Annotated in this window: 15 protein-coding genes and 1 pseudogene; 11 read left to right on the forward strand and 5 right to left on the reverse strand. The window is 69.3% G+C overall.

Annotation, left to right across the window (positions count from 1 at the left end; genetic code table 11):
- Positions 1–35: 35 nt before the first annotated feature.
- The 5 genes from OG395_RS52730 (at position 36) to OG395_RS52750 (ending at position 4869) form a co-directional block, all read left to right on the forward strand.
- Positions 36–938, forward strand: coding sequence for an ABC transporter substrate-binding protein (locus OG395_RS52730; RefSeq protein ID WP_327241416.1), 903 nt, complete (start codon positions 36–38; stop codon positions 936–938).
- Positions 935–2047 (forward strand): amino acid ABC transporter permease, encoded by a 1113-nt coding sequence (locus tag OG395_RS52735; protein ID WP_327241415.1) that lies wholly within the window; start codon positions 935–937, stop codon positions 2045–2047. The genes OG395_RS52730 and OG395_RS52735 overlap by 4 nt, the downstream gene beginning before the upstream one ends.
- Position 2048: 1 nt before the next feature.
- Positions 2049–2792 (forward strand): amino acid ABC transporter ATP-binding protein, encoded by a 744-nt coding sequence (locus OG395_RS52740; protein WP_327241414.1) that lies wholly within the window; start codon positions 2049–2051, stop codon positions 2790–2792.
- Positions 2789–3559 carry a type 1 glutamine amidotransferase gene (locus OG395_RS52745; protein ID WP_327241413.1) on the forward strand — a complete coding sequence of 257 codons (771 nt, stop codon included), beginning with the start codon at positions 2789–2791 and terminating at the stop codon, positions 3557–3559. The genes OG395_RS52740 and OG395_RS52745 overlap by 4 nt, the downstream gene beginning before the upstream one ends.
- 323 nt (positions 3560–3882) lie before the next feature.
- A complete protein-coding gene (locus tag OG395_RS52750; RefSeq protein WP_327241412.1) occupies positions 3883–4869 on the forward strand; it encodes a winged helix-turn-helix domain-containing protein in 987 nt (328 codons plus the stop codon).
- Positions 4870–5137: 268 nt separating this feature from the next.
- Here the strand turns inward: OG395_RS52750 and OG395_RS52755 are convergent.
- The 3 genes and pseudogenes from OG395_RS52755 to tnpA form a co-directional block, all read right to left on the reverse strand.
- Positions 5138–5692: pseudogene (locus tag OG395_RS52755) on the reverse strand (IS5 family transposase); the annotation flags it as partial.
- 103 nt (positions 5693–5795) lie between these two features.
- Positions 5796–6149, reverse strand: coding sequence for a hypothetical protein (locus OG395_RS52760; RefSeq protein WP_327241411.1), 354 nt, complete (start codon positions 6147–6149; stop codon positions 5796–5798).
- Positions 6150–6909: 760 nt separating this feature from the next.
- Positions 6910–7326 (reverse strand): IS200/IS605 family transposase, encoded by a 417-nt coding sequence (tnpA, locus tag OG395_RS52765; protein WP_327241410.1) that lies wholly within the window; start codon positions 7324–7326, stop codon positions 6910–6912.
- Positions 7327–7351: 25 nt separating this feature from the next.
- Here tnpA and OG395_RS52770 point away from each other — a divergent pair, with 25 nt between their 5' ends.
- From OG395_RS52770 to OG395_RS52780, 3 genes are all read left to right on the forward strand, one after another.
- Positions 7352–8575: an RNA-guided endonuclease InsQ/TnpB family protein gene (locus OG395_RS52770; RefSeq protein WP_327241409.1), complete on the forward strand. Its 1224-nt coding sequence runs from the start codon at positions 7352–7354 to the stop codon at positions 8573–8575.
- Positions 8576–8609: 34 nt separating this feature from the next.
- Positions 8610–9113 carry a hypothetical protein gene (locus tag OG395_RS52775; RefSeq protein ID WP_327241408.1) on the forward strand — a complete coding sequence of 168 codons (504 nt, stop codon included), beginning with the start codon at positions 8610–8612 and terminating at the stop codon, positions 9111–9113.
- Between the two features lie 253 nt (positions 9114–9366).
- Entirely contained in the window at positions 9367–9864 is a 498-nt protein-coding gene (locus tag OG395_RS52780) for a hemerythrin domain-containing protein (protein ID WP_327241407.1), read from the forward strand.
- 212 nt (positions 9865–10076) lie between these two features.
- Here OG395_RS52780 and OG395_RS52785 read toward each other — a convergent pair whose 3' ends face one another.
- Positions 10077–10427 carry an MFS transporter gene (locus OG395_RS52785; RefSeq protein WP_327249235.1) on the reverse strand — a complete coding sequence of 117 codons (351 nt, stop codon included), beginning with the start codon at positions 10425–10427 and terminating at the stop codon, positions 10077–10079.
- Positions 10428–10503: 76 nt separating this feature from the next.
- On the opposite strand from OG395_RS52785, the gene OG395_RS52790 reads away from it, so the two are divergent.
- Together OG395_RS52790 and OG395_RS52795 are read left to right on the forward strand one after the other, a co-directional pair.
- On the forward strand, positions 10504–11082 hold the full coding sequence (locus tag OG395_RS52790; protein ID WP_327241406.1) for an IS607 family transposase: 579 nt from the start codon (positions 10504–10506) through the stop codon (positions 11080–11082).
- Positions 11075–12718: a transposase gene (locus OG395_RS52795; protein ID WP_327241405.1), complete on the forward strand. Its 1644-nt coding sequence runs from the start codon at positions 11075–11077 to the stop codon at positions 12716–12718. Before OG395_RS52790 ends, OG395_RS52795 begins: the two co-directional genes overlap by 8 nt.
- On the opposite strand, the gene OG395_RS52800 is transcribed toward OG395_RS52795, so the two are convergent.
- Positions 12698–13636, reverse strand: coding sequence for an MFS transporter (locus OG395_RS52800; RefSeq protein ID WP_327241404.1), 939 nt, complete (start codon positions 13634–13636; stop codon positions 12698–12700). The two genes, OG395_RS52795 and OG395_RS52800, sit on opposite strands and share 21 nt — an antisense overlap.
- A gap of 210 nt (positions 13637–13846) precedes the next feature.
- Here OG395_RS52800 and OG395_RS52805 point away from each other — a divergent pair, with 210 nt between their 5' ends.
- The gene (locus OG395_RS52805; RefSeq protein WP_327241403.1) at positions 13847–14170 is read left to right on the forward strand and encodes a rhodanese-like domain-containing protein; all 324 of its coding nucleotides are present in this window, start codon (positions 13847–13849) and stop codon (positions 14168–14170) included.
- Positions 14171–14244: the final 74 nt, after the last annotated feature.

A 14244-nucleotide genomic window follows, 5' to 3' on the forward strand; every position in this document is an offset into this window, starting at 1 on the left:
CCACTGCTTCCCGGCACCTCTCCTCTAGGAGCTCCATGCGCAGCGTCCGTACGTTTGCCTTGCCCGCACTCACCGCCGCGTTGCTCGCGGCCCTCACGTCCTGCGGCGGTTCCGCGGTCGGCAGCGATGACTCCACCACCCACACCACCGATGCCAAGGGGTCCCGCGCCTACGGCACGTGCAAGGTGACCGGCACCCGCGGCTCGATTCACCTCAAGACCGTCGAGAAGGGCACGCTCACCGTGGTCGGTGACCTTCCCAGCCCCGGCTGGTGGAACGGCGACACCGTGCGTCAGATCGACAGCGGATACGAGTACTGCATGGCCGCGAATCTCGCCTACCGGGCCGGCCTGTCCAAGCTCACCGTGCGCAATGTGTCCTTCGACGCGCTCGTCGCGGGCAAGGCCCAGGACTTCGACATGGCGCTCGCGGAGATCTCCATCACCGAAGCCCGCCGCAAGGTGGTGGACTTCTCATCGCCGTACTTCTCCTCCGACATCGGCGTGCTGGTCAAGTCCGGGTCCAAGGTGACCAAGGACAACATCGGGGGCCTGCGGCTCGGCGTGAAGCAGGGCACTACGGGCGCCGACTTCGTCCGCGACCGCCTCCACCCGAAGAGCCGGCCGAAGGTGTTCGCGGGCGATGTCGAATTGCAGGCCGCGCTCCAGGCAGGCCAGATCGACGCCGCGCTCACCGATGTCGCCATCGTGCTCGGCAAGGCCCAGGAGTCCAAGGGCAAGCTCAAGGTGATCGGACAGTACGACACCGGCGAGTCCTACGGAGCGCTGTACCCCAAGGGCGGCAAGAACTCCGCCGCCCTCGATGGGGCCATCGACGCGATGAAGACGGACGGCACGCTCGACAAACTCTCCTCCACCTACCTGGCCGAGGCCTTCGGCGGGGACCCGGCGGCGATCGCGATGTGGAGCGCCAAATGACCGTTTCCTGCGACCTGTTGACTGTGTTGAAGGCCGAGCGGACCGAGCCGCCGAAGGCCACCGGGCCCCGGCCGGCGCTGCCGCTCGCGGCCGCCGCAGTGGCGGCCGTCCTGGTCACCGTGACACTGACCGCCGCCACTGCCCAGTCCGTGAGCAAGGCCCTGCCCGGCTTTGGCCTGCCGGTCGCCGGCGGTGCGGTCGTCGTGGCCGTCGCCGTGCTCACCCTGCTGAGGCCCGCGCTGCGGGCTGTGCGCTCGGGCCGCGCGGCCGCCGCGGCCTGGTCCCAGGACCGGCGGGCCGACGCCCGGCGGGCCGCGTCCGAGGGCCGTGAGGACGCCCGGACCGTACTGGGCTGGTGTCTGGCCGCGCTCGTCCTGCTCGGCGCGGTCTGGTTCCTGTTCGCCAATGACCGTGCCGTGCAGCGCACTTTCCTCGACGGCGAAGTGATCGGGATCAGCCTGCGGGAGACCGCCTCCGCGTTCGGCACCAACCTCTTCATCGCCGGCGCCGCGCAGATCCTGATCCTCCTCTGGGGACTGGCGCTCGCTCTCGCCCGGATGGCACCGGGGCGTACCGGCCGCCCGCTGCGACTGCTCGCCACGGCGTACATCGACGGTTTCCGCGCCGTACCGGCGATCATCGTCATCTATCTGATCGGCTTCGGACTGCCGCTCGCCGAAGTGCCGGTACTCAGCTCGCTCAGCCCGGTGTGGTTCGCGATCCTCGCGCTCACCCTCACCTACGGCGCGTACGTCGCCGAAGTGTTCCGGGCCGGCATCGAGTCCATCGCACCCGGCCAGAGCGCGGCGGCCCGTTCACTCGGCCTCTCGCACAGTGCCACGCTGCGCCATGTGGTGCTGCCGCAGGCCACCCGCCGCGTCGTACCACCGCTGCTCAACGACTTCATCAGCCTGCAGAAGGACACCGCACTGGTGAACGTCATCGGCACCATCGACGCCTTCAACCAGTCGAAGATCTTCGCGTCCAACCACTTCAACCTGTCCTCGGTGACCGTGGTCGCGGCGCTCTTCATCCTCATCACGATCCCGCAGGCCCGGTTGGTGGACCGGCTGGTGGCACGTGAGCAGCGCCGCGCCAAGGGAGCCTGACATGGCCTTCATCGAGATCGACGGGGTGCACAAGAGCTACGGGCAGACCCCCGTGCTCCGCGGCATCGACCTGACCGTGGCCCAGCACCAGGTGGTGACCCTGATCGGCGCCTCCGGCAGCGGCAAGTCCACCCTGCTGCGCTGCATCAACGGCCTGGAGGAGATCAGCGGGGGTGAGATCCGGGTCGGCGGTGATGTCGCCTCCGGCCGCGGCACCGATGTGGACCGGCTGCGACGCGATGTCGGCATGGTCTTCCAGCACTTCAACCTGTTCCCGCACATGAGCGTGGTGCGCAATGTCGCCCTCGCGCCGATGCAGGTGCGCGGGATACCGCGCGCCGAGGCCGAGGAGCAGGCGCGCGCCCTGCTCGCGCGCGTCGGCCTGGCCGACAAGGCCGACAGCATGCCCGACCGGCTCTCCGGCGGTCAGCAGCAGCGGGTGGCCATCGTACGCGCCCTGGCCACCGGCCCCCGCGCACTGCTCCTCGACGAGATCACCTCGGCCCTCGACCCCGAACTCGTCGCCGAAGTACTGGCCATCGTCCGCGAACTGGCCGAGGGCGGCATGACCATGCTGCTGGCCACCCATGAGATGGGCTTCGCCCGGGAGGTGTCGAACAAGGTGTGCTTTCTTCATCAGGGCGTACTGCTGGAGGAAGGGCCGCCCGAGCAGATCTTCGGCGACCCCCAGCAGGAGCGCACCCGCGCCTTCCTGCGCCGCATCGTCGAGGCGGGGCGGCTGTGAGCGGCGCGCGGGTGCTCGTCGTGGAGCACGAGGACGGCACGGGCCCGGCCCAGTTCGGTGAACGCCTCGCCGAACAGGGCCTGGTGATCGACCTCTGCCGCCCCTGGGCCGGCGACACACTGCCCCGAACCCTGGACGCATACGACGGGCTGCTGGTCCTCGGCGGATCCATGGGCCCCCACGACGAGGAGCAGGCACCTTGGCTGCCGCAGGTGCGCAAACTGCTGCGGCAGGCCGTAACCCGGGACCTTCCCACACTGGGGATCTGCCTGGGCATGGAACTGCTGACAGTGGCCTGCGGGGGCGAGGTCCGGCACGCCGCCCTGCCCGAAGTCGGACTCAACGACCTGATACCCCATCAAGCAGCCTTCACCGACCCACTGTTCGCGCCACTCCTTGACCAGGACAGCTGGTTGCGCGCAGTGCAGTGGCACTGGGAGGAGACGGCCACCCTGCCCGAGGGCGCCGTTCCGCTGCTCACCAGCGAGCGCTGCACCCACCAGGCGTACCGGATCGGCACGGCCGTGTGGGGTGTCCAGTTCCACCCCGAGGTGCTGGCCGACGACATACGCACCTGGGGCGCGGCAGACGTCGCTCCGCTGCACGCCCTGGGCCTTGAACCGGGCGGAGTCGTTGCCGAGGCGGGGCACGAGGAGAAGCGGCTGCGCACGCTCTGGGGGGCTTTCGCCGAGCAGTGGGGGTGCATGGTTGCCGACGGTCCGGGCCCGTCCGCCCGACAGCGCATTCCAGTGGAGCGGCGGCCATGAGGGCCCGATGCCGGTCGGACCGGTCGGGCTGCGGGCGTGGCCGGTCCAACCGGTCCTCCCCGCCGGGCAACACTGGTTAGGAACGGTGTCGGAGACGACGTAGGTGCGAGGCAGCGGGCGGGCGACGGCCCGCTCGGGAGTACCGCCGAAGACGGCCGCGAGGACGGCAGCGAGGAGACAGAGGAATCGTGAGGTGGCGCGCATCGTTGGGACCTCCAGGAGTTCGTGGACCGGCGTGCCGCACGGGAGCCTGGCCGATACGTGATCCGGCCACGCCTTTCGGCCCTCGCGCAAAGGCGTGGCCGGGCCGATAATCAGGCGGCGTGATCCGCTTACACTTCACCGACGCCGACCTGCGCCGGGTCACGGTGGCCCAGGCTCCCGACGCCCTGCTGGAAACGGCGCTCAGCGTGCGACGTCTGCGGGGCGGGACGGCCACCGGGGGCCCCACGCGCCCCGCCCTCAGCCAGTGGCACAAAGCGATGCAGGAGACCCGCCCCCGGCCCGGTGTCCTGCTCGACCTGGTTCCCCGCAACGGATTTCTGCCGGACTTCCTTCAACAGCCGACGGCCCGGGACTTCGCCACCGCACTCGACCTCGTCACCGCAACTTCCGCCGAACAACTGGCCCTGGACCTGGGCCTGGCGGACACACCCGGGTGGAACGGTTCCCTGGAGCAGCCGAGCCGGTGGGCGCGAGAGCTCGCGAACGGCTTACCGGCGGCACGGCGGGCCCTGCAGCGCGACCTCCAGGCGTACTTCACCTCAACGGTCGCCCCGCTGTGGCCACGGGTGAGGGCCGACGCCATGGCCGACCGGGCGGTGCGCGCCGAGATGCTGCTACGCGGCGGGGTCGACGCCCTGCTCACCACGCTCAGCCCCACATGGAGCTGGCAGGCGCCCGTACTGACCCTCCCGTCGACGTCCCGGCACGACATCCCACTGTGCGGCCGCGGACTGCTGCTCGTACCGTCCTGGTTCGCGGTGAGCGCCCTGGTGATGTACCGGCCGGAGAAGCCGACGGTCCTGGTCCATCCGATGCTTCTCGCCGAGGAGCCGGCCTTCTCGTTCGACGTGCTGGGACCACTGCTGGGCCGGACAAGGGCAGCTGTGCTCGCCGTTCTACGCGTCCCGGCCACCACGACCGAGCTCGCCGAGCGTGTCGGGATCTCCCTGGCAACGGCCAGCCAGCACGCCACCGTTCTGCGGAACGCCGGACTGGTGGACACCGCCCGGACGGGCCCGTCCGTCCTGCACAGCCTGACCCCGCTCGGACTGGCACTGCTGGCGGGTGAGGAAGCGTCGTTCTGAGGCCCGCCCCGGCTCAGAAACGGTGACGCAAGCAGGCGTCACCCGTCGGCCCCCACTTCTCACCAGCAGACACCGGCAACAGCGTGAGGAGTCCGGCGCGGCAGACCCCTGCGAGGCGACCTGCGCCGTGGCTCAGCAGTTTGCCTCCGGGATCAGCGTTCCCCATCGCCCGCCCAGGTCACCGCCGTTGCATGCTCACAGCTGCTGCTGCGGGCCCCTCGCCATGCCCGAGGTGTCACACCCGGCGTGCCACACCTGTCCACACGAGGCGGCGGTACTTGTTGTGGTCGTAGCCGCGGTCGCCCAGCACCGCGTCGGGGCGGCGCGTGGGCCGGCCGCGTTTGCCCCGCACCGGTGGCACTGCTTCGAGCAGGGGGATGAGCTGGGCGACGTCGTTGCGGTTGCCGCAGGTCAGGGTGGCGGCGAGCGGGATGCCGGTGGCGTCGGTGATCAGAGGGTGCTTGCTGCCGGTCCTGCCCCGGTCAACAGGGCTCCGTCCCGTCGTGGAGCCCCTTTTGACGCCCGGACATGGGAGCCGCCGACCGCCGCCCCGGAGAACTCCAGGGCGTTCGCGCCCCGCAGCTTCGCCAGGAGCACCTCGTGCAGACGGGGCCACACACCGGCCTCGCTCCACTCGGCCGGGCGGCGCCAGCACGTCATGCCCGAGCCGGAACCGAGTTCCTGCGGCAGGTGTTCCAGGCGATCCCGGGATGCAGCACGAACAGGATGCCCTGGAAGACCAGCCGGTCCGTATACCGCCTGCGCCCGGGATGCCGGGTCCGGCGCTCGCCTTCGGCAGCAGCGGCTCGATCACCGCCCACAACTCGTCATCGACTTCTCACGGCTTCGGCCCGACCCACCCCCCACCCCTGGATCGTCAGTCCCGGAGTGATCCCATCACCCCGAAGATCATTTCGCTGGGAGTTCTAAAAGCCCGCGAGTTTCAGGACGACCGCGATGTACAGAGAGAGGGACGTCACCAGCACAAGGAAACTGAGCGCGGTGTGCACGGTCCGATGCCAGGCAACCCCGAAGCCGAGATGAGCCCGTGCGGCCGGGCTGACGCGCGGCCCGCCTTCCAGGCCGCCGCGTGCCCCTTCCAACGCACGCACAAGGGCTCGCCGGCTCCTGGCTGAGGTGAGGCCGACGCGTACACCGTCCCGGTCACGCACCACGACCGTGCGGGAAGCGCTGCCGTAGCTGAAACCGGTGAGCAGCCGGACGTCCTTGATACGCGTGAGGTCCACGGATCGCTGCCCGGTCAGCGTGCGGACGGTCACGCGTGACATCGAGCAACGGATCAACCGGGTTTCCTGGCACAGCTCCGCAAGCAGGACGAAACCCGCGAGCCCACCGGTTAGCGCACAGACGACGGACGCACCGGCAGGCACCAGGTCCGCGAGCGCCAACAACCACGCTCCAAAAGGCGACAGGATGAGAACCACCGCCACGGCCGCACCGAGCCGAGCCCGTGACCGTGCCACAGCAGACGTTCTCCCGGTGGACCTGCTCTGCTCCATGACCACGGCGGTCACCACTTCCCTCATCGATCGAACGGGGGCGGGGCGAAGTTCACCTCGGCCGCGGCAACGCGCGGACATTCCGGCCGAGGAAACAGATGCGACAGAGGTTCGCATGTGTATGGGGCAATCGACCACTTTGGTGAGGCAATATCGCTGGAGTCGGGCCGCACGGACGTGGTAGGGCCAGCCATCGGCGACCAGCGCCATGTCGTACCAGCGGCCCAGCGCCCGCCGCCCCCTATGGCGTTGCCGGGAAGCGCAGCTGCTGGGCGCGGCACGCCATCCGGGACCCTGACGGTTCGAGGCCGGGGCCGTCGCATCTGACGGCCCCCGTTCCGGGTGATCAGCAGCTGGTGGCGGTCACGGCGTCGATGCAGGGTGCGTTGCTGCTGCCCGGCAGGTCCGGGGGTGCCGGACCCGCCGGGCAGCGGGATCGCGCTGCTACCGGGATTGATCGCAGTGCATCGGGCTTCAACCCGGTGGTGAAGCGATTCTGAGAAGTGCTGTGACCCGCAGGTCATAGCGGACGATTCTGCTGCTCGATGTACTGACGGACTATTGACAGCGGAGCTCCGCCGGCTGATCCGGCGAAGTAGGAGCCGGACCACAGGCGCTGTGCCCGCCAGTAGTGCCGGACCAGTTCGGGGTACTCCTGACGGAGCCTGCGGGAGGAGACGCCCTTGAGGGAGTTGACCAGTTTGGACAGGGCAACCTTGGGCGGGAAGTTCACGAGCAGGTGCACATGGTTGTTCTCGCCGTTGAAGTCGGCCAGCTCGCATTCGAAGTCCGTACACACCGCGCGCATGATCTCCTCCATCCGCTTGAGGTGTGCGTCGGTGAAGACCTTGTGCCGGTACTTCGTCACGAAGACCAAGTGCGCGTGGAGGGCGAAAGTGCAGAGACGACCAGTCCTGATGTTCTGCATGTCAGCCATAACCCAAGTATGTATGGTGATTGACATGCAGCTTCGGTACAGCTTCCGCCTGTATCCGAACGGTCCTCAGCGCGCCGCGCTGGCCCAGGCGTTCGGGTGCGCCCGCGTCGTGTTCAACGACGCGTTGCGCGCCCGCAAGGATGCCCACGAACAGGGCAGGTCGTATCCAAAGATCGGGGACCTGTCCAAGCAGGTCATCACCGAGGCGAAGAGGACCCCCGAGCGGGCATGGCTCGCCGAAGTATCCGCCGTGGTGCTGCAACAGTCCCTCCGGGACCTGGACACCGCGTACTCGAACTTCTTCGCGTCGATGCACGGCACCCGCAAGGGGCCGAAGATCGCCGAACCGCGTTTCAAGTCCCGCAAGGACAACCGGCACTCGATCCGTTTCACCGCGAACGCCCGGTGGAAGATCGCCCCCGGCGGGGACCTGTCGTTGCCGAAGATCGGTGATGTGCGGGTGAAGTGGTCCCGCGCTCTGCCTTCGGTCCCGTCCACGGTGACCGTGGTCAAGGACGCGGCCGGCAGGTACTTCGCGTCCTTCGTCGTCGAGACCGCTCCCCGGACGCTGCCCGGCGTGGAACCGGTCGTCGGCATCGACCTCGGTCTTGGACACTTCGCGGTCCTCTCCGACGGCACGAAGATCTCCGCCCCGCGCTTCCTGCGCCGGGCGGAGAGGAAACTCAAGCGGGAACAGCGACGCCTGTCCCGTAAGACCAAGGGCAGCAACAACCGGGACAAGGCCCGTATCAAGGTTGCCCGCGCTCACTCACAGGTGGCCGACGCGCGGCGCGAGTTTCACCACCAGCTCTCCACACGGATCATTCGCGAGAACCAAGCGGTGGCAGTGGAAGACCTGGCGGTCAGAGGACTCGCGCGCACACGCATGGCCAAGTCGGTGCACGACGCCGGATGGTCCGCCTTCGTCGCGATGCTGGAGTACAAGGCCGCGCTGCACGGGCGGCAGTTCTTCCGAATCGGACGCTTCGAGCCCACCTCTCAGGTCTGTTCGGCCTGCGGCGTCAAGGACGGCCCCAAGCCCCTGCACATCCGCGTATGGACCTGCGCGGCCTGCGAGACTGTCCTCGACCGGGACATCAACGCGGCGGTCAACGTCGCCAAGGCCGCCAGACTGGCGGTGTCAGCCTGTGGAGCGCAGGTAAGACCGGTACTCGTACCGGCACAGCGCGGTGAAGCAGGAACCCACCGAGACGGTCAGACGACCGTGGTAGGAACCCCCGCCCATTAGGGCAGGGAGCGGAAGTCAATACGACCGGTACACCGTGTTCCGCTCCGCCGCCCCGGAGCTGCGCAACCTGTTCGAGGGTGTCGCGGACACGGGTCCGGACGCGGACACGGGCCCGGCGGCCGACGCCGGCCGGGGTCCCGCGCCGCGCCCCTTCCGCGCCGGGGACATCACGGCGCGGCTCGCGGCCTGGAACACCGAGGACGTCGACGCTCTCGTCGGCGGCGCCGGACACGGCCGCCTGACCGCACCCGGCCTCGCCGCGCCCCTCAGGACCGCCGACGGCAAGGCGGCCTATCTCCGCCGGCTCTTCGACCACGCCGACGTCCGGCTGAAGCCGGGCCAGGTCGCGTTCGGTCGCACGCACACCTTCGTGGAGTGGCACGGCACCGTCACCAGTACGAAGGGCACGAACGTCCCCTTCGGGATCGTGGAGCGCTTCGGTCCGGCGGGCGAGTGGGAGCTGTACTTCGACACTCTGCCCCTGATCGCCAACCAGGCCCAGATCGAAGCCATGTTCCAGCGTCTGGCCCAGTCCTGACAGCGACGCGGCCCGTCGCGGGCCCTTGGCCCCTGGGGCGGGCGAGCTTGCCGGCCGCCCCAGGGGCCAAGGGTTCCCTGGGGGCCCATGGCCCGGACCGGATCGCCGGCTTCTCCCCGATCCAGGCGTCCCAGGTCCTTCACGCGGCTGGTGCACATGTTCAGCGCCCCGCTGCAGTAGCGTTCCACCCCGGCATCGTCTGCCGCCGCCGCGAGCCGTGACGCCTGGGCCCGCGTCCGCTGCGTCCTGGGTGGTGGCGCATCGGCTCCTGAGCAAGGGCGGTTTCCGGGTGTGTCACTACTGCGGCTGCCGCGAGATCTCCTTGATCAAGGACCTCATCGTCGAGCACGAGACGGCGACCGACCTCGCGGGGAGCGCGGTCCGGGCGCCGGCACGAGGCGAGACCGCCGCGGCCCAGGGTCTGCTGCGCGGCATGGCCGAAGTGCTTCGGGCGCACTGGCGCGGCGAGGAGAACGGCCTGTTCGCGGTGATGCGGCAGGACGCCGAGTACGCGGCGTACATCGCGAACCTCGAACGCGAACACCGTGAACTGGACCAGTTGCTGGCCGCGGCCGACCTCGGTGATCCGGACGACCGCCGGAGGTTTCTCGACGCCGTGGACGAGCTGTACCGGCACATCGCCAAGGAGGAGGACGGGCTCTTCCCCGCCGCGCTCACCGCGTTGACCGGAGACGACTGGAACCGGGCGGTGGCCGCCTGGCGCGAGGCGCACCCGGAGGCAGGGGAGTAGCTCGTCGACGCCGATGGCGCGGTCTGCCATGTCTGTGCAGGCTCCCGCCGTCGGATGGTTCGACCCGCGCGGAGCGGAGGATCTGGCGCAGGGCCGTCGAGACCGCCGGGGCCGAGGTGCGGCGGGCCGCGTCTCAGCGAAAAGAGGCAGCCCGGGGGCAGATCGGCGTCAGGAGCTGTTTCTGAGCCCTGCATTCGACGGGCCTGCTGGTGTCAGTGGCCTGGGCGGCCGGTGATCCAGCGGGCGGCGAGTACCCCGGACACCGCGGTGAGGCCGGCGGCGGTGAGGACGGTGGCGTTCAGGCCGAGCGTGTCGGCGAGGAGGCCCGCGACGAGGGCTCCGGCCGCGTAGCCGATGTCGCGCCAGAAGCGGTAGGTGCCCAGCGCGTTGGCGCGCCAGGTGGGGTGGGCGTGGTCGGAGACGGAGGCGATGAGCGCCGGGTAGACCATCGCGGTGCCAAGGCCCAGGGCCACGGCGGAGAGGATGCCGGCGAGAAGGGGGCGGTCGAGGATCGCCAACGCGAGGAGGAGACCTGCGGCCTGGACGAGCATGCCGGTGACGATGAGGGGTCAGGAACTGCTCTCGACTAAGTGTCCATGAGTGTCCTTCAGGTGTCAGGAGTGTCGTATGATCTGGTGTATGAACCTGACGGAATGGGCACGCGCACAGGGGGTCGCCCCGCGTACTGCGTACCGCTGGTTCCGTGAGGGCACGCTGCCGGTCCCTGCGGAGCGAGTGGGGCCGCGCACGATCCTGGTGAACATCGACGCGAACACCTCACCGTCCGTGACCGGTGGCGTGGGCCTGTACGCCCGCGTCTCCTTCCATGACCAGAAGGCCGATCTGGAGCGGCAGACCGCACGCTTGTCGGCATGGGCCGCGAAGGCCGGGCATAAGGTCGTGCGCGTCGAATCCGAGATCGCTTCGGGCATGAACGGCGCCCGCGCCAAGGCCCGTCGCCTGCTGGCCGACCCGGCGGTGACCACGGTAGTGGTGGAGCGCAAAGACCGGTTGGGCCGTATGAACGTCGAACTCGTTGAGGCCGCTCTGGCTGCAACCGGCCGTCGACTCGTTGTGCTGGATGACGGCGAGGTCGAAGACGACCTGGTGCGCGACATGGTGGAGGTTCTGACCTCGTTCTGTGCTCGCCTGTACGGCCGCCGCGGTGCGAAGAACCGTGCCAGGAAGGCACTGGAAGCGGCGGCTGCCGATGGCTGACAAGAAGAAGCAGCTCCGTACCATCGACTTGCCGTTCGTTGCTGTCGGCCCGTCCGGTGTGGCGTTACGCGACCGCCTCAAGCACCTCACACCAAAGGACGAGAAGGTGTTGCGTCTGGTCGGCGAGCACCAGGGCCGCCTGGCCTCCCTCGACCTCAAGGCCCGTTGCGAAGCCGGGCACAAGCACGACAACGACGCGTGGGCGTCCCGCAAGCGTGACCTGACCGAGCAGTCGTCGTCGCGTATCGCGGGTGCGATCACGAAGGCTACGCATGACCAGTACGGCCTGGCCCGACGCTGCCTGCTCGCCCATGTCCACAACCTTGAGGCCGGTATCCGCACGCTGCGACACCGCCTGTCCCTCCCGATCGGGGAGAAAGGCAGCAAGCGGGGGCCGGGCGGGTACCGGTCCAAGGGCGAGTGGTTCCACAAGTCCCGCCGCCTGGCCACCCTGGAACACCGCCTCGACGTGGCCCGCGACGACTGGAAGACCGGACATGTCCGTGTCGTTCGCGGCGGCCGGCGGCTGCTCAAGAACCGGCACAACCTTCAGGCCGCGCAGCTCACCGAGCGCGAGTGGCGTCAGCGTTGGGAGGCTGGGCGCTGGTTCCTCGCCGCGGACGGCGAGTCCGGAAAACGCTTCGGGAACGAGACGATCCGCGTCACTCCTGACGGCGAAGTGTCGATCAAGATGCCCGCCCCGCTCGCCCACCTGGCCAACAGTAAGCATGGCCGGTACGTTCTTGCCTCCAAGGTCGCGTTCGCGCACCGTGGGGACGAGTGGCGCGACCGCACCGAGGCCAACCGTGCCGTCGCCTACCGCATCCACTACCACGTTGAGCGGGGCCGCTGGTATCTCACCGCTTCGTGGACCAGGCCCGCCGTGCAGACGATGCCGCCGGCCACCGCCCGCGCCAAGGGCATGGTCGGCGTCGACACGAACGCCGACCACTTCGCCGCCTACCGGCTCGACCGGCACGGCAACCCGGTCGGCGACCCGCGCCGCTTCCACTACGACCTGTCCGGCACCGCCGACCACCGCGACGCCCAGATCCGGCACGCCCTCACCCGCCTCCTGCACTGGACCAAGCAGACCGGCGCGCAGGCGATCGGCATCGAAAACCTGGACTTCGCCGCCGAGAAGACCCGCGAGAAGCACGGCCGCAAGAAGCGGTTCCGGCAACTCATCTGCGGTATGCCTACCGGCAAGCTCAAGGCCCGCATCGTCTCCATGGCCGCCGAACACGGCATCGCGATCGTCGCCGTCGACCCGGCATACACCTCGATGTGGGGCGACCAGCACTGGCGCAAGCCCCTGATCAGCAAGACTCGCAGCATGACTCGCCATGACGCCGCCTCGGTGGCCATTGGCAGGCGCGCCCTCGGGCACCCGATCCGGCGACGGACGGCACCGCCCCAGCATCACCAGAGTGATGGTGCTGGGCATCGGACCCTCCAGGCCGATCATGGTGACCGAGGGCGTGAGGAAACCCGCCGCCCCGTCGCGGAGCGTGCACACGATGCGCGTCGCCGGACAGGGACAACGAGAACGCGGGGGACCAGCGCATCCAAAACCGTTCGGGATGCGCGCAGTTCCGGGACGTGGGTACAAGGCTCACTCCTGGACACTGTTTAGGAACGGTTTGCGGCCGATCCGGTCGGCGAGTTGGCCCGCGGGGATCTGGCCGATGCCCCACAGGAGCGGGTAGAGGCCCTTGATCAGGCCGATGGCGGCGATACCGAGGCCGTGGTCGGCGAAGAGCAGAGGGAAGACACCCCAGGTCAGACCGTCGTTGAGGTTGTTGACCAGACCCGCCTGGCTCGCGCCGCGCAGGGAACGGTCCCGCCACGAGGTGCGCGCGAACGTGGTCGCGAACGACGCCTTTCGTTCCTCCCCGGTCGGGGCGGGGTGCTGGGCGAGTTCGAGGGCGACATGGGCGGCGGTGTCCCGGGCCAGGAGCGACAGGCCGAACCCGGCGACGACGAAGATGACGCCGATCAGCTCGGGCGCCGGCCGCAGGCCGTGCGCGGTGGCCAGGTAGCCGGTGAACAGGGCCATTGCGCCGACGGCTGCGTAGCCGGCAGCCTCGTTCAGGCCGGTGGCCAGGCCCCGGCGGGCCGGCCCCACGAGGTCGATCTTCATGTTCACGGTCATCGACCAGGTCAGGCCCTGATTGGCGCCCAGCAGGACGTTCGCGGCCACGATCCACCACCAGGACGGACCCCAGGCGAGGACGAACGGCACCGGTATGCCGATCAGCCAGCCGGCCAGCAGGAGCTGTCGGCGGCGGAAACGGGCGGTGAGCGCTCCGGCTGCAAGGTTGGTCAGGGCTTTGGTGAGGCCGAAGGCGATGATGAAGGAGAAGACGGCCAGGTTGCTCGTGAGGCCGAAGACCTCGGCGCCGATGAGCGGGACGGTGGTGCGCTCCAGGCCGACGAGCGCGCCGACGCAGACGGTGACGGCGACGAGCAGGGTGAACTGCGCCCAATTCTCCCGAAGCCCCAGCCGCACCGGCCTGTGCACGGGTGCGACCGCAGCGGTCCGGTGGCCCATGGCATCCCTCCTGCTCATCGGCCGCGAATCTGCGGGCCGGAGCGCATCTGTGTGACTATCCGCAGGCCAACATACCCCCACGGGTATTAATGAGCCGCGGTTTCCGACGTGATCCAGGATACCCAGGGGGGTATTTGACTTGGTGTCGCCGACCTGTCTACGGTCGGAGGTGTCGATACCCATGGGGGTATTTGGAAGCGAGGGGTCTCCATGCGTGAAGTGGATCTGGATGTCTTCGCGGCAAAACTCGCGAACGGCGCGTTCGTGATCGACGTCCGGGAGCCCGACGAGTACCGGGCCGGTCATGTGCCGGGTGCACGGCTGGCGCCGCTGTCCACGCTCGGTGCGGTTGCGGACGATCTGCCCAGCGACCGGCCGGTGTACGTGATGTGCGCGAGCGGCAACCGCAGCGGCCGGGCCGCCGAACACCTTCAGGCCATCGGCGTGGACGCCGTATCGGTCGCGGGCGGTACCGCCGCACGGGCCCGGGCCGGCTGCCCGGTCGCCCGCGGCGCGGCGGCTGAAGCCGCCTGAAGCCCCAGCTGCCCCAGGGTGCTGACCTGCGACTTCGGTCATCTTCCCCGTACCCGGCCGGGTACGCCATCGTC

This window comes from Streptomyces sp. NBC_01320 (assembly GCF_035974375.1).
GTDB lineage: Bacteria > Actinomycetota > Actinomycetes > Streptomycetales > Streptomycetaceae > Streptomyces > Streptomyces yanii.